The organism is Faecalicatena sp. Marseille-Q4148 (assembly GCA_018228665.1).
Classification (GTDB): Bacteria; Bacillota; Clostridia; order Lachnospirales; family Lachnospiraceae; genus UBA9414.
On record CP073692.1, the window covers coordinates 456494 to 476748 of the forward strand.

Annotated in this window: 21 protein-coding genes; 19 read left to right on the forward strand and 2 right to left on the reverse strand. The window is 42.6% G+C overall.

Annotated elements, in window-relative coordinates; genetic code table 11:
- Positions 1 to 69: 69 nt before the first annotated feature.
- From nagE to KFE17_02205, 3 genes are all read left to right on the forward strand, one after another.
- Entirely contained in the window at positions 70 to 1512 is a 1443-nt protein-coding gene (nagE, locus tag KFE17_02195; GenBank protein ID QUO32586.1) for an N-acetylglucosamine-specific PTS transporter subunit IIBC, read from the forward strand.
- Positions 1513 to 1692: 180 nt separating this feature from the next.
- Positions 1693 to 2145 (forward strand): LytTR family transcriptional regulator, encoded by a 453-nt coding sequence (locus KFE17_02200; protein QUO32587.1) that lies wholly within the window; start codon positions 1693 to 1695, stop codon positions 2143 to 2145.
- Positions 2142 to 2795, forward strand: a complete 654-nt coding sequence (locus tag KFE17_02205) for a DUF4318 domain-containing protein (GenBank protein QUO32588.1) — start codon at positions 2142 to 2144, stop codon at positions 2793 to 2795. The genes KFE17_02200 and KFE17_02205 overlap by 4 nt, the downstream gene beginning before the upstream one ends.
- 107 nt (positions 2796 to 2902) lie before the next feature.
- Here KFE17_02205 and KFE17_02210 read toward each other — a convergent pair whose 3' ends face one another.
- On the reverse strand, positions 2903 to 3808 hold the full coding sequence (locus tag KFE17_02210) for a LysR family transcriptional regulator (GenBank protein QUO32589.1): 906 nt from the start codon (positions 3806 to 3808) through the stop codon (positions 2903 to 2905).
- Positions 3809 to 3994: 186 nt separating this feature from the next.
- On the opposite strand from KFE17_02210, the gene KFE17_02215 reads away from it, so the two are divergent.
- From KFE17_02215 to atpC, 8 genes are read left to right on the forward strand one after another with little or no spacing between them, the layout of a single operon-like run.
- Positions 3995 to 4657 carry a F0F1 ATP synthase subunit A gene (locus KFE17_02215; GenBank protein ID QUO33592.1) on the forward strand — a complete coding sequence of 221 codons (663 nt, stop codon included), beginning with the start codon at positions 3995 to 3997 and terminating at the stop codon, positions 4655 to 4657.
- Between the two features lie 26 nt (positions 4658 to 4683).
- Positions 4684 to 4908: an ATP synthase F0 subunit C gene (atpE, locus tag KFE17_02220; protein ID QUO32590.1), complete on the forward strand. Its 225-nt coding sequence runs from the start codon at positions 4684 to 4686 to the stop codon at positions 4906 to 4908.
- Between the two features lie 31 nt (positions 4909 to 4939).
- The gene (gene atpF, locus KFE17_02225; GenBank protein ID QUO32591.1) at positions 4940 to 5443 is read left to right on the forward strand and encodes a F0F1 ATP synthase subunit B; all 504 of its coding nucleotides are present in this window, start codon (positions 4940 to 4942) and stop codon (positions 5441 to 5443) included.
- Positions 5424 to 5927, forward strand: a complete 504-nt coding sequence (gene atpH / locus KFE17_02230) for an ATP synthase F1 subunit delta (protein ID QUO32592.1) — start codon at positions 5424 to 5426, stop codon at positions 5925 to 5927. Before atpF ends, atpH begins: the two co-directional genes overlap by 20 nt.
- A 5-nt stretch (positions 5928 to 5932) precedes the next feature.
- Positions 5933 to 7435 carry a F0F1 ATP synthase subunit alpha gene (atpA, locus tag KFE17_02235; GenBank protein QUO32593.1) on the forward strand — a complete coding sequence of 501 codons (1503 nt, stop codon included), beginning with the start codon at positions 5933 to 5935 and terminating at the stop codon, positions 7433 to 7435.
- A 4-nt stretch (positions 7436 to 7439) separates the two neighbouring features.
- On the forward strand, positions 7440 to 8330 hold the full coding sequence (atpG, locus tag KFE17_02240) for an ATP synthase F1 subunit gamma (GenBank protein QUO32594.1): 891 nt from the start codon (positions 7440 to 7442) through the stop codon (positions 8328 to 8330).
- Positions 8331 to 8348: 18 nt separating this feature from the next.
- Entirely contained in the window at positions 8349 to 9749 is a 1401-nt protein-coding gene (gene atpD, locus KFE17_02245; protein QUO32595.1) for a F0F1 ATP synthase subunit beta, read from the forward strand.
- 19 nt (positions 9750 to 9768) lie between these two features.
- Positions 9769 to 10176 carry an ATP synthase F1 subunit epsilon gene (gene atpC / locus KFE17_02250; GenBank protein QUO32596.1) on the forward strand — a complete coding sequence of 136 codons (408 nt, stop codon included), beginning with the start codon at positions 9769 to 9771 and terminating at the stop codon, positions 10174 to 10176.
- Between the two features lie 83 nt (positions 10177 to 10259).
- Here atpC and KFE17_02255 read toward each other — a convergent pair whose 3' ends face one another.
- Positions 10260 to 11198, reverse strand: coding sequence for a cation transporter (locus tag KFE17_02255; protein ID QUO32597.1), 939 nt, complete (start codon positions 11196 to 11198; stop codon positions 10260 to 10262).
- 395 nt (positions 11199 to 11593) lie between these two features.
- On the opposite strand from KFE17_02255, the gene adhE reads away from it, so the two are divergent.
- From adhE to KFE17_02295, 8 genes are all read left to right on the forward strand, one after another.
- A complete protein-coding gene (gene adhE / locus KFE17_02260) occupies positions 11594 to 14206 on the forward strand; it encodes a bifunctional acetaldehyde-CoA/alcohol dehydrogenase (protein ID QUO32598.1) in 2613 nt (870 codons plus the stop codon).
- 50 nt (positions 14207 to 14256) lie between these two features.
- Positions 14257 to 15012, forward strand: coding sequence for an aminoglycoside phosphotransferase family protein (locus KFE17_02265; protein QUO32599.1), 756 nt, complete (start codon positions 14257 to 14259; stop codon positions 15010 to 15012).
- A 115-nt stretch (positions 15013 to 15127) separates the two neighbouring features.
- Positions 15128 to 15637, forward strand: coding sequence for a prepilin peptidase (locus KFE17_02270; GenBank protein QUO32600.1), 510 nt, complete (start codon positions 15128 to 15130; stop codon positions 15635 to 15637).
- Between the two features lie 51 nt (positions 15638 to 15688).
- A complete protein-coding gene (locus KFE17_02275; GenBank protein ID QUO32601.1) occupies positions 15689 to 17272 on the forward strand; it encodes a ClC family H(+)/Cl(-) exchange transporter in 1584 nt (527 codons plus the stop codon).
- Positions 17273 to 17355: 83 nt separating this feature from the next.
- A complete protein-coding gene (gene pyrH / locus KFE17_02280; GenBank protein ID QUO32602.1) occupies positions 17356 to 18051 on the forward strand; it encodes a UMP kinase in 696 nt (231 codons plus the stop codon).
- 25 nt (positions 18052 to 18076) lie between these two features.
- Positions 18077 to 18628: a ribosome recycling factor gene (gene frr, locus KFE17_02285; GenBank protein ID QUO32603.1), complete on the forward strand. Its 552-nt coding sequence runs from the start codon at positions 18077 to 18079 to the stop codon at positions 18626 to 18628.
- Between the two features lie 117 nt (positions 18629 to 18745).
- On the forward strand, positions 18746 to 19453 hold the full coding sequence (locus KFE17_02290) for an isoprenyl transferase (protein ID QUO32604.1): 708 nt from the start codon (positions 18746 to 18748) through the stop codon (positions 19451 to 19453).
- Between the two features lies 1 nt (position 19454).
- The gene (locus KFE17_02295; protein ID QUO32605.1) at positions 19455 to 20255 is read left to right on the forward strand and encodes a phosphatidate cytidylyltransferase; all 801 of its coding nucleotides are present in this window, start codon (positions 19455 to 19457) and stop codon (positions 20253 to 20255) included.

Below are 20255 nucleotides of genomic sequence, written 5' to 3' on the forward strand. Positions count from 1 at the left end.
ATGGCGGCAGAAAACTGTTTCCATTGTGAACCAAAAGGGATTAAGGAAAGAGTAGGAGGAAATGATATTATGATGAGATATCTTCAAAGATTAGGAAAATCTCTCATGCTTCCGGTAGCTTGTCTTCCGGTAGCAGCCATTCTTCAGGGATTAGGTTACTGGCTTGACCCAACAGGATGGGGCGCAAACAGTGCGATCGCAGCATTTTTATTAAAAGGCGGCGGATGTCTGATCGACCAGATGCCGATTCTGTTCGCAATCGGTGTTGCTGTTGGTATGGCAGATGATAATGATGGTACAGCCGGACTTGCCGGACTTGTATCCTGGATCATGACAACAACACTTCTTTCAACAGATGTTGTAGCAATGCTTACAAGTACAGCTGTTGAAAAAGTAGATCCGGCATTTGCTAAAACACAGACACAGTTCATCGGTATTCTTTGTGGTTTAATTGCAGCAGCAGTTTACAACAAATTTAAGAGTACAAAACTTCCGGATGCTTTCTCATTCTTTAGTGGAAAGAGATGTGTAGCAATTGTTACAGCAGGTGCATCTTTAGTATCCAGTTTAGTTTTATTCTTTGTATGGCCAATCGTATACAATGTATTAATTACAGTTGGTGAAACAATTATGAAACTTGGTCCGATCGGAGCAGGTATTTACGGTTTCTTCAACCGTCTGTTAATTCCATTCGGTCTTCACCATGCATTAAACTCTGTATTCTGGTTTGACGTAGCAGGTATTAACGATATCGCTAAGTTCTGGGGCAATGCTGAAGGTGGAGTTCTTGGACAGACAGGTATGTACATGGCAGGTTTCTTCCCGGTAATGATGTTTGGTCTTCCGGCAGCAGCTCTTGCAATGTATTTCACAGCAAAAGATACAAAGAAAAAAGTTGCAGCAGGTCTTTTAATGTCAGCAGCAATCGCTTCTTTCTTAAATGGTGTTACAGAGCCTCTGGAATTCTCATTCATGTTCCTTGCTCCGGCACTGTATGTTGTACATGCATTATTAACAGGTATCTCTATGGCAGTTGTTGCAGCACTTCCGGTGCGGGCAGGATTCAACTTCAGTGCCGGTCTTATTGACTGGACATTGAGCTTCAAGGCGCCGTTTGCTCAGAACCCGTTATTATTAATCCCGATCGGCCTTGCAGTAGGTGTTGTTTACTTCATTATTTTCCGTATTGTTATCGTGAAATTTGATATGAAGACACCAGGTCGTGAAGATGATGATTTAGATGAAACAAAAGTAACTCTTGCAAATGATGACTTTACAGCAATCGCTAAGATCGTTCTGGAAGGTGTAGGCGGAAAAGCTAACGTTACATCTATTGATAACTGTATTACAAGACTTCGTCTGGAAATCAAAGATTATACATTAATCGATGAGAAGAAAATTAAATCTGCTGGTGTGGCAGGTGTAATCAGACCAAGTAAAACTTCTGTTCAGGTTATTGTAGGAACAAAAGTACAGTTTGTAGCTGATGAGTTCAAAAAACTCTGTAAGTAAGAAAAAGTAAAAGAAAATACAATTTTTTAATCCCTTTTTAATAGGAGAAGCTGTCAGTAATGTAAATTGCTGGCAGCTTCTTTGTTAGTGTCCACTTAAGGAGATAAAAATACCAGTTACCGGGATTGGGTAGATTTTATACGAGCTTTTTCTTATAATGTAGGAAAAGGAGGGAGAGCGATGAAAATACTCATTAAACGGATTCCACGAGAGCAGGAAGAGGAGGCAAGACTATTTGTCCATGAAGAAGATGAAGGAATCAAACAATTGGCAGAATATGTTGAAGAAGAGCAATTTCGGAAAGAACAGCTGATCTGCCAAAAAGAAGATGCGATTTGCCGTTTGAGCTGCCGGGAGATTTATTATATAGAAACGATGGGGGACGTGCAGGAGGTTCATTCCAAGAGCGGATGCTATAAGACGCGGAAACGGCTCTATATATTGGAACGGGAACTGCCGGAATATTTTGTCCGGGTTTCAAAATCAGCGATTATAAATTTACAACTGGTAAAAGAGTATCATCCCAAACCGGGAGGAATGATGACGGCAGAATTTTCAACGGGCGATGAAGTATACATTTCCAGGAAATATTTAAGAGAGATTCGCGAAAGAATCTGGGAGGAGCGCTTATGAAAAACAGAATTAAAGAAGAAAAAAGAGAGATATTGTCCTATGGAACCGGAATTGGCGGGGCAATGTTTGTCAGCAATGTAATTTATCTTGGACGACAGAGTAATGTGAAGTTCGTGGAAGAAGTTATGCCATGGTTTGGACTAATGTTTCTTGCCTATGTCGGAGTCGGGATTTTGTTTTTCTATCTTTATACACGGACACCAAAGAAGGACAGTTTTTGGAAATACTGTATGAAAGGTGCGGCAGGAATTTACATGATTGGCAATATCATGCCGCTCATATTTTTGCTTGGAGCAGTTCTGTCAAAAACAACTCCGCTTAGAATTATTTGCATATTAGATGCAGTGATTCTGCTTGGCTTTTACATTCTTGATTATCATTCTGTTTGGAAATTATCAAATGTTTTGAATGGGCGTCAGGGGCGAACAAAGACATTATTGGTTGATCTGGAGGAAAAACCGGAAAGTGTGGAAGAATTCTGTAATCAGATCCGGTCCTATTGTGAAAAGAATCATCAGACAGTAGAATTTCTGACGAAGGGGAGAACATGTGAGATATTGCTGGATGGAAAACCATGTACAGTGGAATTGGATTCATATTATTCACAGTTTGGACCAATGTACAGTATGAAATTTATCTGGAAACGTTAAAAGGCAGGCGGATGATATACCGAAGCTGACAGCCGGAGAAAGCTGCCGACTTCGGGAAGAAGGTTCTTAATCAGAAAAGGAAACGACGGAAGGAAGCGAGGAACGCATTAAGAATAGATTTCTTTGGAAGAAGAAAGTAAGTTTACAAATTTCTGACCGGTAACAGAGAGTGGATGCTGCTCATTGCGGACGAGACAGATATTGCGGGGAGGAATGTATTCCTGCATATTTAGGAAGTACAGGTTTCCTTCTGTAAGAGCTGCAGATGCAAAACGGGATGGAATAATTCCGATTCCAAGATTCCGGATGACCATAGGGACGATCAGCTCTGTAGTGGTCACTTCGATTTCCGGTTTCAGAATCAGATCGTGTTCTAAGAAAATCTGCTCCAGATATTTTCTGGTGGAAGTTCCCTGTGTGACCGTGATGATCGGATAATTCATTAAATCGGAGAGATGAAGTTCCCGGTTAGCAAGAAAAGAAAACTTGGAACCGGCAACAACTACATCCTGAAAGGTTGTCAGTTCAGTGACTTCAAGTTCCGGATAAGATTCATAAGGGGAGGCTACGATTACCGCAAAGTCAATCAATCCGGCATTTAGTGCAGTAATTGCATCCGGAGCAGAAAGAGTATTGATCGTAAGCTTGATATCCGGATAAGCATGGCGGAATCGTTCCAGATAAGGCAGCAGATAGCGGTGAAGCGCAAGTTCACTTGCACCAATCTGGAGTGTTCCGGAAGTCAGATTTAAAATTGCGTGGAGTTCTTCTTCGGCTTTAAAAATATGAGCGCATGCTTTGGCTACATGTTTATAAAGAAGTTTTGCTTCGGGGGTGAGTGTCACCCCCTTTTTTGATCGAATAAAGAGCGGACAATTCAGTTCTTTTTCCAGACTCTGGATAGAATAACTGACAGTCGGCTGGGAAAGATAGAGTACTTTCGCGGCAGCGGTAATATTTTTATATTTGGCAACATAGTAGAAAATTTTATAATGTTCAAAGCTTGCAGACATAGTAAAACACCTCTATCAATAGAAAAATTCAATGGTTAAATGTAAAATATTTAATTATCTTTATGGAAATAATTGTAGTATAATACAATCCGGACCAAAAAACAAGCGAATTTCCTGTTGGCGGTCCAGTAATGCGGTAAATGCAGAAAGGAAGGGAAGCATACGGAAGTCATTTCAGAAAAATTAATTGAGGAGTTGAATTGTGAAACCGTATTTACGATTCCAATATTTGGCGGTATTCCGATAATGGAATCGGTGGTCGTCACATGGATTATCATGGCAGCGCTTGTGCTGTTGTCGATCATTTTCGTCAGAAATCTGAAGATAGAAAATGTAAGCAGAACGCAGCTTGCACTGGAAACAGCCATCGGTGGGATTCATGATTTTTTTGAAGACATCATGGGAAAAGAAGGAATTCGATATATTCCTTATTTGATCACCGTTGCATTGTATATCGGGGTTGCGAACCTGATCGGGTTGTTTGGATTCAAGGCGCCTACAAAGGATCTGAATGTCACACTTGCCCTGTCGCTGATGAGCATTATTCTGATCGAATATGCGGGAATACACAAAAAAGGAGTAAAAGGATGGCTGAAAAGTTTTGCAGAGCCGATTCCGATTATTCTTCCGATCAACGTACTGGAGATATTTATCAAACCACTTTCGCTGTGTATGCGTTTGTTTGGAAATGTGCTTGGTTCGTTTGTCGTTATGGAACTGATTAAGATTGTCGTTCCGGTAATCGTTCCGGTTCCATTTAGTTTTTATTTTGACATTTTTGATGGTCTGATCCAGACCTATGTGTTTGTTTTTTTAACATCACTATTTATTAAAGAAGCAGTAGAATAAGTTGAAAAAGAAAAGGAGAAATTATTATGACATCAATTATCGCAATCGGAGCAGCAGTAGCAGTTCTTACAGGAATCGGAGCAGGACTTGGAATTAGTATCGCAACAGGAAAAGCAGTAGATGCAATCGCAAGACAGCCGGAAGCAGAAAGCAAAATCAGCAAATCATTCCTGCTCGGATGTGCCCTTGCAGAAGCAACAGCGATTTATGGATTTATCATCGGTCTTGTAATCATTCTGTTTTTAGGTTAAGAAAGAGAGTAGAGAAAGGCAGGTGAATAAGGTGCTGAAATTAGATGTTTGGAACCTTATCTTTACCGTCGTCAACCTAATCGTTCTGTATCTGCTCTTGAGGAAATTTCTGATCGGGCCGGTTACAAAGATTATGGAACAGAGAAAAGCAATCATTGAGGAAGGGCTTGCTTCAGCCCGCACTGCACAGTTGGAGGCAGATGAACTGAAACGTCAGTATGAGCTGCAGCTTGGAACTGTGCAGGAGGAATCAGATAAGATTATTAACCGGGCAAAGGCAGATGCCCGTGCAGCTTATGATAAAGTTGTGACGGAAGCAGATCAACAGGCGGGAAAAGTGCTTGCAGATGCCCGGAAAAATATTGAGATCGAGCGGGCAAAGGCAATCCGTGAAATGGAATCAGAGATCGCGGAACTTGCCCTTGACGCGGCGGTAAAAATTGCGGGAAAAGGCACAAAAGATGCTGATAACCTGGCGTTGTATGATGAATTTTTAGTAAAAGCAGGTGAAGCGGATGACACAGACGGTAATTAATTACGCAAAAGTTTTGTATGAGCTTCAAATTCCTGATGAAATTATCATGGAGGCAGAAACGTATTTTCAGAATGTACCGGAGCTTTGTAGTGCATTAGCCAATCCGGTAATTCCGTTGAACGAAAAATATGCAGTAATAGAAGATCTGTTTACAGATCAGATGAAAAACTTTCTTAAGACGGTCTGTAAAAATGGAAGAATGAGACAGATCAGAGAGATTTTTGATGTATACCAGACCTATTCAAAAAGCCAGAAAAATATATTGCAGGCAACGCTGGTTTATGTAACAGAGCCGACAGAGGAACAGAAAGAAAAATTCAAAGTATTTTTGAAAGAGAGATATGGCTGTCGGGGTGTGGAATTAAAGCTTCTGGAAGACCGGGAGCTGATCGGCGGATTTGTGCTTCGCGCAGGCGAAAGAGAATTTGACTGGAGCATACGGGGAAGAATAAAACAGTTAGAGCAAAAATTAATCCGGAGGTGAGCCAGATGAGCTCAATCAGTTCAGAAGCGATTATTTCAATCCTGAAAAGTGAGATCAAAGATTATGAATTATATACGAGAGACCAGGAAGTTGGCACGGTAATCTGGGTTGGAGACGGAATAACAACTGTCTACGGTCTGGATCATGCAATGTATGGAGAGATTGTTATTTTTGAAAATGGTGTCAAGGGAATGGTCCAGGATATCCGGCAGAATGAAATCGGCTGCATTGTATTTGGCAGAGATGTCGGAATTAAAGAAGGAACAAAAGTAACGCGTACCGGCAAAAAAGCCGGTATTCCTGTCGGAGAACAATTTGTCGGCAGAATTGTCAATGCCCTCGGAGAACCGATTGACGGTCAGGGAGAAATTGAGGCAGACGAATATCGTCCGATTGAACAGGAAGCACCGGGGATCGTAGACAGGAAATCAGTCAGTGTACCGATGGAAACGGGAATTCTTGCCATTGACTCCATGTTTCCGATTGGCAGAGGACAGCGCGAACTAATCATTGGAGATCGTCAGACAGGTAAAACGGCGATTGCCATTGATACAATATTGAATCAAAAAGGAAAAGATGTGATCTGTATCTATGTAGCCATTGGACAGAAAGCATCGACTGTAGCAAAGATTGTATCGACGTTAAAGAAGTATGATGCGATGGAATATTCCATTGTATTGTCAGCAACTGCCAGTGATCCGGCTTCTTTACAGTATATTGCACCATATGCAGGAACAGCGTTAGCGGAATACTTTATGTACCAGGGAAAAGATGTGCTGATCGTATATGATGATCTGTCAAAGCATGCAGTTGCATATCGGGCGCTGTCTCTGCTGTTAGAGCGGTCACCTGGACGGGAAGCATATCCGGGGGATGTATTCTATTTACATTCCAGACTGCTTGAGCGCTCCAGCCGGTTAAGCGATGCGCTTGGAGGAGGCTCGATCACGGCCCTTCCGATTATTGAAACACAGGCAGGGGATGTATCAGCGTATATTCCGACCAATGTGATTTCTATTACAGACGGACAGATCTTTTTGGAAAGCAGCCTTTTCTTTGCAGGAATGCGTCCGGCAGTCAATGTAGGGCTTTCGGTGTCCCGTGTCGGTGGTGCAGCACAGACAAAAGCGATGAAGAAAGCAGCCGGAAGTATTCGTATTGACCTGGCACAGTTCCGCGAAATGGAAGTGTTCACCCAGTTCAGTTCCGACCTTGATCCGGCTACGAAGGAATTACTTGAGTATGGAAATGGTTTAATGGAACTGTTGAAACAGTCGCTTTATCGTCCATTGACAATGGCAGAACAGGTAATTACACTCTGCGCAGCAACGCATAAAGTAATGCTTGGGATAGAACCATCGAAAATTAAAGCATTTCAAATGGATCTGTTAGATTATGTGAAGAGAAATGCTCCTGAAATTATACAAGAATTGGAAGAAACGAAAGTTCTGACAGACGAGCTGGCAGAAAAAATCGTGGCAGAAGCGAAAGAGTTTAAGAGCAGGTGATATTATGGCAAGTATGAGAGAAATACAGAGCAGGATGCACAGCATTGAAGATACGCTGAAAATTACAAATGCGATGTATATGATTTCTTCTTCAAAAGTAAAAAAGGCAAAGAAGATGTTAAGCGAGACTGAGCCATTTTTCTATAATCTGCAGACAGCGCTTGGGCGACTGCTTAGACATGTCCCGGATATGGAGCATATCTATTTTGATCAGGGGCGGGAGAAAAAGCCGGAAGAGCGTAAGAAAGGCTATATTGTCATTACGGCGGATAAGGGAATGGCAGGAGCATATAATCATAATGTAATCAAACTTGCAGAAAAGCAGCTTGAGAAAAAGGAACCGCACAAATTATTTATTGTAGGGCAGATCGGACATCATTATTTCGAAAAGAAAGGTGTAGAGATCGCCACACATTTTCACTATACAGCACAAAATCCAACGATGCATCGGGCAAGGGTGATTATGGAAACCGTTCTTGAGCTGTATCAGAAGCAGGAATTGGATGAAATTTATGTAATCTATACACAGATGGAAAGCGCTGTGAAAGAAGAAGCGGAAATGCTGAAGATTCTTCCGCTGGAGAAGGCAGATTTTGGCAGCACAAAAATTCCGCAGGGAATTTTGATGGAGGAAATTAACTTCTCCCCGTCTCCGGAAGTTGTGCTTGATTATATTGTTCCGAATTATCTGACCGGATTTATTTACGGAGCATTGGTAGAATCCTTTGCCAGTGAGCAGAATGCCCGAATGATGGCAATGGAAGCAGCTACAAAAAGTGCGAAAGAAATGCTTCGGGAACTATCTATTATTTATAACCGTGCAAGGCAGGCAGCGATTACACAGGAAATCACAGAGGTAATCGGAGGCGCCCTCGCACAGAAGTCAAAACACTGACAGACAGGAGGAAAGATTGTGAACGTAGGTAAAATTGTACAGGTTATGGGACCTGTCGTTGACGTAGAATTTGCCACAGGCAGCCTCCCGGATATTAAAGATGCCCTGGAGGTAGAAAATGACGGAAAACGATGCATTATGGAAGTTGCACAGCATATTGGAAACCGGATCGTGCGCTGTATTATGCTGCAGGCAAGTGAAGGGCTTTGCCGCGGAATGGATGTAAAAGCAACCGGCAGCGGAATTCAGGTTCCGGTAGGAAAAGCGACACTCGGCCGTCTGTTTAATGTCCTCGGAGATTGTATTGACGGCGGCACATCTCTTGAAGATGAGGAACATTGGTGTATCCACCGGGAGCCGCCTACTTTTGAAGAACAAAGTCCGGTCGTTGAGATTCTGGAAACCGGAATCAAAGTAATTGATCTTCTTGCGCCGTATGCAAAAGGCGGTAAGATCGGATTGTTCGGTGGAGCAGGTGTCGGAAAAACTGTGCTGATTCAGGAATTAATCCGAAATATTGCCACAGAACATGGAGGATATTCGATTTTTACCGGAGTTGGAGAGCGTTCCAGGGAAGGAAATGATCTCTGGTCTGAGATGAAAGAATCAGGTGTATTGGAGAAGACGGCTTTAGTTTTCGGACAGATGAATGAGCCGCCGGGAGCCCGTATGAGAGTGGCAGAAACCGGTCTTACAATGGCAGAATATTTTCGTGATCAGGAGCATCAGAACGTACTTCTTTTTATTGACAATATTTTCCGCTATGTGCAGGCAGGCTCGGAAGTATCTGCACTGCTTGGCCGTATGCCGTCCGCAGTAGGGTATCAGCCGACACTGGCAACGGAAGTCGGTGAACTTCAGGAACGTATCGCTTCCACGAAAAACGGTTCTGTTACATCTGTTCAGGCAGTCTATGTGCCGGCGGATGACTTGACAGACCCGGCGCCGGCAACAACATTTGCTCATCTGGATGCGACAACCGTATTGTCGAGAAAGATTGTGGAGCAGGGAATCTATCCGGCTGTAGATCCGTTGGAATCCAATTCTCGTATTCTTGAGGCGGAAATTGTGGGAGAAGAGCATTATGAAACAGCGAGAAGCGTTCAGGAGATTCTTCAGAAATATAAAGAACTTCAGGACATCATTGCAATTCTCGGTATGGAAGAGCTGTCTGAAGAAGATAAACTTCTCGTATATCGTGCAAGAAAAGTTCAGAAATTCCTCTCCCAGCCATTCCATGTAGCAGAGAATTTCACTGGCATTCCGGGGAAATATGTATCTGTAAAAGATACGATCCGCGGTTTCAAAGCGATTCTTGACGGCGAGATGGATGAATACCCGGAATGGGCATTTTTCAATGTGGGAACGCTGGAAGATGTAATTGAGAAGGCAAAGAATACTTCTGAGCCGATGTCATAATTCGGTGGGAGGAATAAATATGCAGTTATTTTCTGTAAAAGTGGTTGCAAGCAATCGTATCTTTTACGAAGGCAAATGCCGTTCTCTTGTGCTTCCGGAGCTGGATGGTGAGAAAGGGATTCTTGCGCACCATGAAAATATGATTATTGCCATTGAAAACGGTGTTATGAAAATCCAGCAAGAAGACGGAGCGTGGATCGAAGCGGCGGTCAGTTCAGGGTTTGCACAAATCATTAACAATCGTGTTCTTGTACTTGTACTATCTGCAGAAAAACCGGAAGAAATTGATATTCGCCGCGCCCAGGAAGCGAAGGAGCGGGCAGAAGAACAGTTAAGACAGAAACAGAGTCTGCAGGAATATCACATTTCACAGGCGTCGCTGTCTCGTGCAATGACAAGAATTAAAGAAGCAAGTAAATATCGATAAAAGCTATGTATAAAGCGGCATGAAAAAATACTTCAGTTGATAACGTAATATCTCCTGAAGTATTTTTGCTTTTTCGTGAGAAGTTATGTTTCTTTTTGATAAGGATTTACATGTACCATGACATGCTTTAGATCAGGAAAATGTTCTTCCAGACCATCGTGAACATGTTCTGCCACTTCATGGACTTCATTCAGTGTACGGTTTCCATCTGCGGCAATTTCTACATCCGCATAAACTTTTGTGCCGAACATGCGGGTGCGCAGAACATCAATACCAAGTACACCGTCTTGGGCGAGAATGAAACGACGCATTTGTTCTTCGAACTGGTCATCGCAGGAACTGTCAGTCATTTTGCGAATTGCGTCCCGGAAAATGTCAATGGCTACTTTCAGAATAAAAATGCAGATAATGACACTGGCGATTGGATCCAGAATGGGGAATCCGAGTCTGGCGCCGACGATACCGATCAGAGAGCCGATAGATGAAAATGCATCTGACCGGTGGTGCCATGCATCTGCCATGAAGGCAGAAGAATTAATCTTCAAAGCATACCAGCGTGTATACCAGAACATAGCCTCTTTTACTACGATAGAAACAATGGCAGCAGCCAGAGCGATTGCTCCCGGAACTTCCAGACCGGAGATATTTCCGGAGAAGATTTTCTCCATGCCGGAGATACCGATTCCGGCTCCGGTAATGAGAAGGATACCTCCGAGGATCAGGGAAGCGACACATTCAAGCCGTTCATGACCATAAGGATGTTCTTTATCAGCGCCGTGTTGGGACAGGCGAACGCCAATCAGAGCAATAAAGGTAGCAAATACATCTGAAAGGGAATGGACCGCATCGGAAACCATAGCGCCGGAATGACCGATGATTCCGGCAAACAGTTTAAACGCGGAGAGAATAATATTGCCCGCAATCCCCACAAAGGAGACACGGTTTACGATTGCTTTTGTTTCTTCTGAACTTAATTTGCTGCCAGAAGTATTTGGGTTTTGTACAGTTGTCTGTGTTGTCATAAGAAACCTCCTGAAATATGAAGTGTGTTTTTTATTATGCAGGATCCCGAAGGAATCTCCTATATAATAAAAAACATCCGCGGTCGGGTAGTTGTCATGTAACTACTGTCCCGCAGATGCTATGCTGTCTGCTGTCACGAAAATACGAAATGTAAGTGACCCGGCACATAATCAATCTGATTACTGCCTGTTCAGTTTGTACTGTAGATAAAATGCAGTGCAAATTTTTTATTCAATATATTATATTCTATAGCTTTAAGTTTGTCAATAAAATTAACTTGATATAAAATTAACATTTACGTTAAAAAAATATCAATATAGTATTGACAAAAAAATAACAAAGTAATATAATGGCAACTGTAAGGAAGAAACAATCAATTACGGAGGATGTTAAGATGGCTAAGAAAGCAGAAATCGTACCAGAAATTATTGATAATGTTGAAAGTCTTGTAGCAAAAATGAATGCCATGAGAGAGGCACAGAAAGTATTTGCTGGCTATACACAGGAACAGGTAGATAAAATCTTTTTTGAGGCTGCTATGGCAGCAAATAAAATGAGAATTCCGTTGGCAAAAATGGCTGTAGAAGAAACGGGAATGGGAATTGTAGAAGATAAGGTAATCAAAAACCATTATGCTTCTGAATACATTTACCACGCATACCGGGATACAAAAACATGCGGCGTGATTGAAGAAGATAGCGTATATGGAATCAAAAAGATTGCAGAGCCGATCGGTCTTGTTGCGGCGGTAATCCCGACAACAAACCCAACATCAACAGCAATTTTCAAAACATTGCTTTCATTAAAAACAAGAAATGCGATTATTATCAGCCCGCATCCGCGTGCAAAAGCATCTACAATTGCAGCTGCAAAAGTTGTACTGGATGCAGCAGTAAAAGCAGGAGCGCCGGAGGGAATTATCGGTTGGATCGATGTGCCGTCACTGGAATTAACAAATGAAGTTATGAAGAGTGCGGATATTATTCTTGCTACAGGTGGTCCGGGAATGGTAAAAGCGGCGTATTCTTCAGGAAAACCGGCTCTTGGTGTTGGTGCGGGAAATACACCGGTTATCATTGATGATACTGCAGATGTGAAACTGGCAGTGAACTCGATTATCCACTCAAAAACATTTGATAATGGTATGATCTGCGCTTCTGAACAGTCTGTAACTGTTCTGGAAAATGTATATAAAGAAGTAAAAGAGGAATTTGCACTGAGAGGATGCTATTTCCTTAAAAAAGACGAAATTGAAAAAGTAAGAAAAACAATCATCATCAATGGTGCATTAAATGCAAAGATTGTTGGACAGACTGCACATACAATAGCAGCGCTTGCAGGGGTTAACGTTCCGGAAGATACAAAAATTCTGATTGGCGAAGTGGAATCTGTTGACATTTCAGAAGAATTTGCTCATGAAAAATTATCACCGGTACTTGCCATGTATAAAGCAAAAACATTTGACGAAGCGCTTGCAAAAGCAGAGCAGTTAGTTGCTGACGGAGGATATGGTCATACATCTTCTATCTATATTAATCCGGCTGAAACAGAAAAACTTGCAAAACATGCGGCTGCAATGAAAACATGTCGTATTTTAGTAAATACACCATCTTCTCAGGGTGGTATCGGTGATCTTTACAACTTTAAACTGGCTCCGTCACTGACACTTGGATGCGGTTCTTGGGGCGGTAACTCTGTATCAGAAAATGTAGGAGTAAAACACTTGATCAATATTAAAACAGTTGCTGAGAGGAGAGAAAATATGCTTTGGTTCAGAGTTCCTGAGAAAGTATACTTTAAAAAAGGATGTATGCCGGTTGCATTAGATGAATTGGGAAATGTAATGGGTAAGAAGAAAGCATTTATCGTTACAGACAGCTTCTTATATCATAATGGATATGTGAAAGGAATCGAGGAGAAACTGGATGAAATGGGAATCCAGCATACATGTTTCTATGATGTGGCACCGGATCCGACACTTGCATGTGCCAAAGCCGGAGCAGAGGCAATGAGATCTTTTGAGCCGGATGTGATTATCGCACTTGGCGGCGGTTCTGCTATGGACGCAGGTAAGATTATGTGGGTAATGTATGAGCATCCGGAAGCAGATTTCCTTGATATGGCAATGCGTTTCATGGATATCCGAAAGAGAATCTATACATTCCCGAAAATGGGCGAAAAAGCTTATTTCGTAGCAATTCCGACATCATCAGGAACTGGTTCTGAGGTAACGCCATTCGCGGTTATTACAGATGAGAAAACAGGAGTAAAATATCCGCTGGCAGATTATGAACTGCTTCCGAAGATGGCGATTATTGATGCGGATAATATGATGAGCCAGCCAAAGGGACTGACAAGTGCATCCGGTATTGACGCACTGACACATGCATTAGAAGCATACGCATCTATTATGGCAACAGATTATACAGATGGTCTTGCATTAAAGGCAATGAAGAATATTTTCAAATACCTTCCGTCAGCGTATGAAAATGGTGCGAACGATCCGATTGCAAGGGAAAAGATGGCAGACGCATCTTGTATGGCAGGTATGGCATTTGCAAATGCATTCCTCGGTGTATGTCATTCTATGGCACATAAATTAGGCGCATTCCATCATCTGCCGCACGGTGTGGCTAACGCACTTTTAATTACTGAAGTGATGAAATTTAATGCGACAGATGTGCCAACTAAGATGGGAACATTTTCACAGTATCAGTATCCGCACGCATTGGAGCGTTATGCGGAATGCGCAAGATTCTGTGGAGTTGTTGGAAAAGACGATAAAGAAACTTTTGAGAAATTCCTTGTGAAGATTGAGGAATTGAAAGAGGCTGTTGGTATCAAGAAGACAATTAAAGAATATGGTGTTGACGAGAAATATTTCCTTGATACATTAGATGAAATGGTAGAACAGGCATTTGACGATCAGTGTACCGGAGCAAATCCAAGATATCCGCTGATGAAAGAAATCAAAGAAATGTATCTGAAAGTTTACTACGGAAACTAAAGGAACTATAATAGAATCATTCAGAAACGTATACGCCAGGAGGTATTACTATGAATTTAGAAACTTGTACTTTAATTGTGGAACGTCCTTACAAGAAAGTTTATCGCTGTGATGATAAAATCGTAAAATTATTTGAGACAACACATCCAAAGTCAGATATTTTTAATGAGGCTCTTGAGACAGCAAGAGTAGAAGAGGCAGAAATTCCGGTGGCAAAACTCTGTGAAGTAACACAGATTGACGGTAAATGGGCGCTTGTGTTTGAGTATAAAGAAGGAAAGACAATGGAAGAGCTCATGCAGGAACATCCGGAGAAATTAGAAGAATATATGAAGCAGTTCGTAGCGCTTCAGACAGAAGTGCATAAGAAATCTGCCCCGCTTCTGACGAATATGAAAATGAAGCTGACAAGACAGATTAACGGATTGAAAGAATTGGATGCGACAGCCCGTTATGAGCTTTTGACAAGACTGGAAGCGATGCCAAAGCATACAAAGCTTTGCCACGGAGACTTTAATCCAAGTAATGTGATTGTAGCAGAAGACGGAACTATGACAATTGTGGACTGGGCCCATGCAACAAGAGGAAATGCAAGTGCCGATGCAGCAATGACGTATCTCCTCTTTGCACTGAACGATGAAAAGAAAGCAGAACTGTATCTGAAAGAATTCTGTAAACAGACAGATACTGCGAGACAATATGTGCAGCACTGGCTTCCGATCGTTGCAGCAGCGCAGCTTTCAAAAAATAATGAATTAGAGAAAGAATTTCTAATGAAATGGATTGATGTCATGGACTATCAATAAACAGGCAGAGTAGATTTTTTGTGAAAATCCTTTCAAAATAAATGTGTGAGCAAAAGAGAGCCATAGGGCTCTTTTTTGCTGTTTCGATATATCGCAGAACCGGAGTTGTACTGTTTTGACCTTGTATGCAGAGAGCAACTCTGCTAAGATAATAGCGAAAGAAGATATGCGGCAGTCAGAATTGCATATGTGGAGAATCAGTTATGATATAATGGTATTTTGTATATTGGCAAGGGCGTCATGGCATGATCTGCAGCATAAGCGGATTCCGGATCGATGTTGTATCTGGCTGGCAGGAATCGGGCTGGTTAGGATATTTGTCTGTCCGGAATGTACATGGAGTATCTGCCGGGGATTATTGGGAGCGGCAGCAGGGAGTGTGCCGATGTTTCTTGCGACTCTTGTTGCGCCGGGAGCTTTTGGCGGAGGTGATATAAAGCTGATGGCAGCTGCAGGAATTGGACTTGGACCGAAAGGCAGTCTGACTGGATTATTGATCGGAGTAACTGCAGCAGGATGCTATGGGGCGGCGGGCGTTCTTTTGCAGCATCTGAGGTTGAAAGATCGAATTGTCTTTGGACCATTTCTTAGTGTAGGGATTGGAATCGCGTATCTGCTTTTCTGACGGCGGCATATGGGATGGATAAAACAGAAATATTAGAAAGGGAATGAGAAAATGAAACAGGATACATCGGAAGTCATGAAAGATGCAGAAGCATTTCAAGTGCGCCTGATCGGGAGAGGTGTTCTTGTAGGGGCTGTCGGTGGCTTGATTGTTCTGGCTTACCGGATTGCGCTGACGTATGCGTCTACTTGGCTGAATGAAGTAATTACATGGGCAGAAGGCAATGGCTTGAGAATGGGACTATGGTTTCTATGCCTTACAGCAATGGCATTGGTTATTGGCAAACTGGTTACTTATGAACCAATGATTTCGGGGAGTGGGATTCCGCAGCTGGAAGGCGAGATGGCAGGAAAGCTGGAACAGACATGGTGGAAAGTAATTCCGGCTAAGTTTGTGGGCGGCTTTCTCTCACTGCTCGGCGGATTATCTCTTGGTCGGGAAGGTCCGTCCATTCAGCTTGGCGCCATGAGCGGAAAGGGAATTGCACGGGCGCTGAGATGCGGGAGAACAGAAGAAAAATTTTTGATGACATGCGGAGCCAGTGCGGGACTTTCTGCTGCGTTTCATGCGCCATTGGCAGGAGTTATGTTTTCACTGGAAGAAGTACATAAGAATTTTTCCACAGCTGTGCTTGTTTCAGCAATGGCATCGTCTCTGACAGCGGATCTGATTGCCGGAAGTATCATTGGAATTGAACCGGTGTTTCAATTTGATATTGGAAATGTACTGCCGCACAGTTACTATTGGCTATTAATTCCGCTTGGTATGATTTTGGGAGCTATGGGAGCTTTCTATAACTGGTTTACGTTGATGATGCAAAAGCTGTACCAGAAGCTGACAAAGATTCCAACGTGGGGAAAGCTACTGATTCCGTTGACGGCAGCCTGGATTTTGGCATTTACGATGCCGGAACTGCTGGGAAGCGGCCACAATCTGATCATAGGGCTGACAAGCCACGAATATACGCTTGGAGTTCTGATACTTCTATTTCTGTTGAAATTTCTTTTTGCAGGATTAAGCTTTGGCTCCGGAGCGCCGGGAGGAATCTTCTTCCCGCTCCTTGTGCTTGGATCACTGATCGGGGGAATCTTCGGTATGGCGGGCGTCTCTTTCTTTGGAATGGAGCTTGACTATGTGAATAATTTTGTACTGCTTTCGATGGCAGGATATTTTACAGCCATTGTGCGGGCGCCGCTGACCGGAATTATATTGATTTTTGAAATGACCGGAAGTTTAAGTCAGTTATTGTCTCTTTCCATCATATCGATCATTGCTTATGTAACAGCATCACTTCTGAAATCTGCTCCAATCTATGAGAGCCTTCTGGAACGTCTTCTGCAAAAGCGCGGTATAGAGCCGGAAGGGGATGAACGGGGAAAGATACTTCAGGAGCAGGTGATTATGCTGGGTTCCGAATTGGAGAATCGAAGAATCCGGGAGATTGTGTGGCCGAAGCATTGTCTGCTTGTGGCAGTGAAAAGAGGAGAGCGGGAACTTCTTCCGCATGGCGATACACTCTTAAAGGCAAGCGATATGATCGTGATTCTGACCAATGAGAAAAATGAAGCGGAAGTGCACGATCATCTGGAACAGCTTTGTCGGGAAAAATTGCACTCCGAAGGGGAGAGAGGTTAATTTTGCTGTTCCATTTTAATGTAAGGTATGGTATACTTTTGCCAAACGGATAATGAAAATCTTAAGATAAGGAGCTATTACTTATGAAAAGAGTATTGTTAAAGCTAAGCGGAGAAGCGCTTGCAGGGGATAAAAAGACAGGATTTGATGAAGCTACTTGTATTGGAGTGGCGAAGCAGGTAAAAGAGCTTGTGGACAGCGGAATTCAGGTTGCAATTGTTACAGGCGGAGGCAACTTCTGGAGAGGAAGAACGAGTGAGACGATTGACCGGGTGAAAGCAGACCAGATCGGAATGCTTGCAACTGTTATGAACTGTCTGTATGTATCTGAGATTTTCCGTCATGTAGGAATGCAGACAGAGATCTTCACACCGTTTGTCTGCGGTGCATTTACGACATTGTTTTCAAAAGATGCAGCGATTGAAGCTTTGGAAGCAGGAAAGGTAATTTTCTTTGCGGGAGGAACAGGACATCCGTATTTTTCTACAGATACAGGTGCAGTACTTCATGCGATAGAGATTGAAGCGGATGCAATGCTGCTTGCTAAGGCAATCGATGGTATTTATGACAGTGATCCGAAGCTCAATCCAGAAGCAAAGAAATATGATGAAATTTCAATTGATGATGTGATCGCACAGGGACTTGCGGCAGTGGATATGACTGCTTCCATTTTGTGCAAAGAGAATCATATGCCGATGCTTGTATTTGGACTGAATGAAGAGAACAGTATCGTAGAGACTATGAAAGGAAGTTTTACAGGTACGAAAGTAACTGTGTAAAATAATAAAACCGGAGGAATAAGACATGAATGAAAGAGTAAAAGTATACGATGAAAAGATGCAGAAATCAATTCACAGTTTAGAAGGAGAACTGGCTACAATTCGCGCAGGACGTGCAAATCCACATGTATTAGACAGAATCGTTGTAGATTATTATGGAAGCCCGACACCAATTCAGCAGGTTGCCAATGTATCTGTGCCGGAACCGCGTATGATTCAGATCCAGCCGTGGGAGAAAAGCATGATCCGTGAAATTGAAAAGGCAATTCAGGTATCCGATCTTGGAATCAATCCGACGAATGATGGAACATGTATCCGTCTGATTTTCCCGGAATTGACAGAAGAACGTCGTAAAGAACTTGCGAAGGATGTTAAGAAGAAGGGAGAGGCTGCCAAAGTCGCAGTTCGTAACATCCGCCGCGATGGAAATGATGTATTTAAGAAATTAAAAGGAAGTGAAGTTTCCGAAGATGAGATCAAAGATCTGGAAGAGGAACTTCAGAAACTGACAGACAAATATATCAAAGAAGTCGATAAGGCTGTAGAAGTAAAGACAAAAGAAGTTATGACAGTCTAGTGTGAAATGAGGCAGGGATAAGCGGAGGCGGTGACGCTTCTTGCTTATCCTTCTTGATTTACATGAAAGATCGACGAAAAAAGTATGATATATATTCCTAAGTGGAGGAGGAAGGATATGAAGATACCACAGCATGTTGCGATCATTCTCGATGGGAATGGACGCTGGGCAAAGAAGCGGGGGATGCCGCGCAATTACGGACATGTGCAGGGAAGTAAGAATGTAGAACGAATCTGTGAAGATGCGTATAAAATGGGAATCAAATATCTGACAGTATATGCATTTTCCACGGAGAACTGGAATCGTCCGAAGGATGAAGTAGATGCGCTGATGAAGCTTCTGAGAAACTACATGAAAACATGTCTGAAGACAGCTGAAAAGAATCGGATGAGAGTCCGGGTTATTGGTGATATCAGCCGTCTGGATAAAGATATCAGAAAGAGAATTCTGGAACTGGAGAAGGCTTCTGAACATAATGACGGATTGAATTTTCAAATTGCGATCAATTATGGAAGCAGAGATGAAATGATCCGTGCCATGCGTGCTATGGCAAAAGATGTGGAAGCAGGGACACTTGCGCCGGAAGCAATTAGTGAAAAGATATTCGAAAGTTATCTTGATACACACGATATTCCGGATCCGGATTTGCTTATCCGCACAAGCGGAGAGCTTCGACTGTCGAATTATTTATTATGGCAGCTGGCTTATACGGAGTTTTATTTTACAGATGTTCCATGGCCGGATTTTACGAAAGAAGAACTGACAAAGGCTATCGAACAATATAATAGCAGAGATAGACGCTTTGGAGGCGTGAAGGAGGAATAACATGTTTAAGACAAGACTACTGAGCGGGATTCTTCTGATGATCGTTGCGCTTGTGACCGTGATCAGTGGGGGCGGTATTTTATTTGCGACACTTTTGATTATCAGCTTGATCGGCATGTCTGAGCTTTATAAAATCTTGGATGTGCATAATAAACTGCTCGGATGCGTAGGATATGTAGGAGCAATCATTTATTACGGACTGCTCTGGTTTGGATATGAAGAATGGATTATTTGCATGAGCATTGGATTTCTGATTCTTCTTATGGCTGTATATGTATTTTCTTATCCCAAATACCATGCAGACCAGGTGATGATGACATTTTTTGGATTATTCTATGTGGCGATGATGCTGTCCTATGTATATCAGGCACGGGAACTGCCTCAGGGTGCATTCCTCGTATGGCTTGTATTTATCTGTTCCTGGGGATGTGACACCTGTGCTTATTGTGTCGGTGTGCTGATTGGAAAACATAAAATGGCGCCGAAATTAAGTCCGAAGAAATCCATTGAGGGCGCAGTCGGAGGTGTAGCAGGGGCAGCGCTGATCGGAGCGCTCTATGCATTGGCAGTAAATCACTTTGCACAAGTAGGAGCGCCTGTTGGGATGTATGCGGCGATCGGCGCAGTGGGAGGTTTGATCTCCATGGTAGGCGATCTGGCAGCATCAGCCATTAAGAGAAATCATAATATCAAAGATTACGGCAAATTAATTCCGGGACACGGCGGTATTCTGGATCGGTTTGACAGTGTGATTTTTACAGCGCCGATTATTTATTATATGGCAGTGCTATTTATGAAATAG

Coding starts and splice junctions, on each gene's coding strand:
- pyrH (QUO32602.1), top strand. CDS start 17,356: ATGAAAAGAGTATTGTTAAAGCTAAGCGGAGAAGCGCTTGCAGGGGAT.
- KFE17_02295 (QUO32605.1), top strand. CDS start 19,455: ATGTTTAAGACAAGACTACTGAGCGGGATTCTTCTGATGATCGTTGCG.
- atpG (QUO32594.1), top strand. CDS start 7,440: ATGGCAAGTATGAGAGAAATACAGAGCAGGATGCACAGCATTGAAGAT.
- atpC (QUO32596.1), top strand. CDS start 9,769: ATGCAGTTATTTTCTGTAAAAGTGGTTGCAAGCAATCGTATCTTTTAC.
- atpH (QUO32592.1), top strand. CDS start 5,424: ATGACACAGACGGTAATTAATTACGCAAAAGTTTTGTATGAGCTTCAA.
- frr (QUO32603.1), top strand. CDS start 18,077: ATGAATGAAAGAGTAAAAGTATACGATGAAAAGATGCAGAAATCAATT.
- atpA (QUO32593.1), top strand. CDS start 5,933: ATGAGCTCAATCAGTTCAGAAGCGATTATTTCAATCCTGAAAAGTGAG.
- atpE (QUO32590.1), top strand. CDS start 4,684: ATGACATCAATTATCGCAATCGGAGCAGCAGTAGCAGTTCTTACAGGA.
- adhE (QUO32598.1), top strand. CDS start 11,594: ATGGCTAAGAAAGCAGAAATCGTACCAGAAATTATTGATAATGTTGAA.
- KFE17_02265 (QUO32599.1), top strand. CDS start 14,257: ATGAATTTAGAAACTTGTACTTTAATTGTGGAACGTCCTTACAAGAAA.
- KFE17_02275 (QUO32601.1), top strand. CDS start 15,689: ATGAAACAGGATACATCGGAAGTCATGAAAGATGCAGAAGCATTTCAA.
- KFE17_02290 (QUO32604.1), top strand. CDS start 18,746: ATGAAGATACCACAGCATGTTGCGATCATTCTCGATGGGAATGGACGC.
- KFE17_02210 (QUO32589.1), bottom strand. CDS start 3,808: ATGTCTGCAAGCTTTGAACATTATAAAATTTTCTACTATGTTGCCAAA.
- KFE17_02205 (QUO32588.1), top strand. CDS start 2,142: ATGAAAAACAGAATTAAAGAAGAAAAAAGAGAGATATTGTCCTATGGA.
- KFE17_02255 (QUO32597.1), bottom strand. CDS start 11,198: ATGACAACACAGACAACTGTACAAAACCCAAATACTTCTGGCAGCAAA.
- KFE17_02200 (QUO32587.1), top strand. CDS start 1,693: ATGAAAATACTCATTAAACGGATTCCACGAGAGCAGGAAGAGGAGGCA.
- nagE (QUO32586.1), top strand. CDS start 70: ATGATGAGATATCTTCAAAGATTAGGAAAATCTCTCATGCTTCCGGTA.